A 2211-nucleotide genomic window follows, 5' to 3' on the forward strand; every position below is an offset into this window, starting at 1 on the left:
CCGCCCGCCCGGCCCCCGCCGAAAACGCCGACGGCGGTGACGAGGCGGCCCTGCGCGCCTTCGAGGCCACCATCGCCGCCGACGAGCGGATCGAGCCGCGCGACTGGATGCCGGACGAGTACCGCGCGTCCCTGATCCGGCAGATCGCCCAGCACGCGCACTCCGAGATCATCGGCATGCAGCCGGAGGCGAACTGGCTCACCCGCGCGCCCTCGCTGCGCCGCAAGGCGATCCTGCTGGCGAAGGTGCAGGACGAGGCGGGCCACGGCCTCTACCTCTACGGCGCCGCCGAGACCCTCGGCGTGGACCGCGAGGAGCTGCTCGACAAGCTGCACACCGGCCGCCAGAAGTACTCCTCGATCTTCAACTACCCCACCCTGACCTGGGCCGACGTCGGCGCCATCGGCTGGCTGGTGGACGGCGCGGCGATCACCAACCAGGTGCCGCTGTGCCGCTGCTCCTACGGCCCCTACGCCCGGGCGATGGTGCGGATCTGCAAGGAGGAGTCCTTCCACCAGCGGCAGGGCTACGAGCTGCTGCTCGCGCTGAGCCGGGGCACCGAGGCGCAGCACGCCATGGCCCAGGACGCCGTGAACCGCTGGTGGTGGCCCTCGCTGATGATGTTCGGCCCGCCGGACGCGGAGTCCCCGCACACCGCCCGCTCGATGGCCTGGGGCATCAAGCGGCACACCAACGACGAGCTGCGGCAGCGGTTCGTGGACATCTGCGTCCCGCAGGCCGAGTCGCTGGGCCTCACCCTCCCCGATCCCGACCTGCGGTGGAACGAGGAGCGCGGCCGGCACGACTTCGGCGCCATCGACTGGGAGGAGTTCCGCCGGGTGCTGCGCGGCCGGGGCCCCTGCAACGAGCAGCGGCTGAGCCGGCGGCGCCGGGCCCACGAGGAGGGCGCGTGGGTGCGCGAGGCCGCCGCCGCGCACGCCGCCAAGCGGGCCGCCCGCGCCGCCGCGACCACCACCACACCCGAGGCGACCCCCGCCCCGCAGACCACGGGAGCCCGCGCATGAGCGACACCCCCACCGAGGCCGCCGCGCCCACCGCGGCGCGGACCCCCGCCGGCGCGCCCTGGCCGCTGTGGGAGGTCTTCGTCCGCCCCCGGCGCGGTCTGTCCCACACCCACGCCGGGAGCCTGCACGCCCCCGACGCCGAGATGGCGCTGCGCAACGCCCGCGACCTCTACACCCGGCGCGGCGAGGGCGTGTCCATCTGGGTGGTGCCGGCCGCCGCCGTGACGGCCTCCTCCCCCGATGAGAAGGACCCCTTCTTCGCCCCGTCCGCCGACAAGCCGTACCGGCACCCCACCTTCTACGAGATCCCCGAGGGGGTGCGTCACCTGTGACCGCCACACCCGGCACCTCCCCCGCCACTGTGCCCGAGGAGCCCGCCGCCCCGGGGGCGGACGCGGGGACCGCGCACGCCGCCCTCGCCCTGGGCGACGACGCCCTGGTGCTCTCCCACCGCCTCACCGAGTGGGCCGGCGACGCCCCCGTGCTGGAGGAGGAGGTCGCCCTCGCCAACCTGGCGCTCGACCTGCTCGGCCAGGCCCGCAACCTGTACGCGATCGTCGGGGACGAGGACGCCCTGGCCTTCCGCCGCGAGGAGCGGGAGTTCCGCAACGTCCAGCTGGTCGAGCAGCCCAACGGCGACTTCGCCCACACCATCGCCCGCCAGCTGTACTTCTCCGTGCACCGCGAACTGCTGTACGCGGAGCTGGCCGGCGCCGACCGGGAGCACCCCCGGCTCGCGCCGATCGCCGCCGTCGCCGCCAAGGCCCTCCCGGAGCTGGCCTACCACCGCGACCACGCGGCGACCTGGACCGTCCGGCTGGGCGACGGCACCGAGGAGAGCGCGCGCCGGATGCGGCGCGCGATCGACGCCCTGTGGCGGTACACCGGGGAGCTGTTCGAGCCGATCGAGGGCCTGCCCGCCGGCCTGATCGACCCCGCCGCCCACCGGGAGGACTGGCTGCGGCGCGTCGGCGCCGTCCTGGAGGAGGCCCGCCTGGACCTCCCCGACGCCGAAACGGTCCCCGACCGGGACGCCTGGGCCGCCGGTGCCGGCCGACAGGGCCTGCACACCGAGCCGTTCGGGCGGATGCTCGCCGAGATGCAGCACCTGCACCGCAGCCACCCGGGGGCGTCGTGGTGACCGCCGTCGACCGTCCCCGCCCGCACCCGGCGCCCCCCGCCGGGG

3 protein-coding genes are annotated in these 2211 nt (G+C 75.6%); all 3 read left to right on the forward strand.

What is annotated here, in order from left to right:
* Window positions 1-50: 50 nt before the first annotated feature.
* Genes paaA through paaC form a run of 3 tightly spaced genes read left to right on the forward strand, consistent with a single transcriptional unit; the run spans window position 51 to window position 2166 of the window.
* Window positions 51-1025, forward strand: a complete 975-nt coding sequence (gene paaA, locus FOE67_RS23365; RefSeq protein WP_182666820.1) for a 1,2-phenylacetyl-CoA epoxidase subunit PaaA — start codon at window positions 51-53, stop codon at window positions 1023-1025.
* Window positions 1022-1357 carry a 1,2-phenylacetyl-CoA epoxidase subunit PaaB gene (paaB, locus tag FOE67_RS23370; protein ID WP_228474203.1) on the forward strand — a complete coding sequence of 112 codons (336 nt, stop codon included), beginning with the start codon at window positions 1022-1024 and terminating at the stop codon, window positions 1355-1357. Before paaA ends, paaB begins: the two co-directional genes overlap by 4 nt.
* Window positions 1354-2166, forward strand: a complete 813-nt coding sequence (paaC, locus tag FOE67_RS23375; RefSeq protein ID WP_438874290.1) for a 1,2-phenylacetyl-CoA epoxidase subunit PaaC — start codon at window positions 1354-1356, stop codon at window positions 2164-2166. Before paaB ends, paaC begins: the two co-directional genes overlap by 4 nt.
* The last annotated feature ends 45 nt before the right edge of the window (window positions 2167-2211 follow it).

The organism is Streptomyces calidiresistens (genome assembly GCF_014141525.1).
GTDB lineage: Bacteria > Actinomycetota > Actinomycetes > Streptomycetales > Streptomycetaceae > Streptomyces > Streptomyces calidiresistens.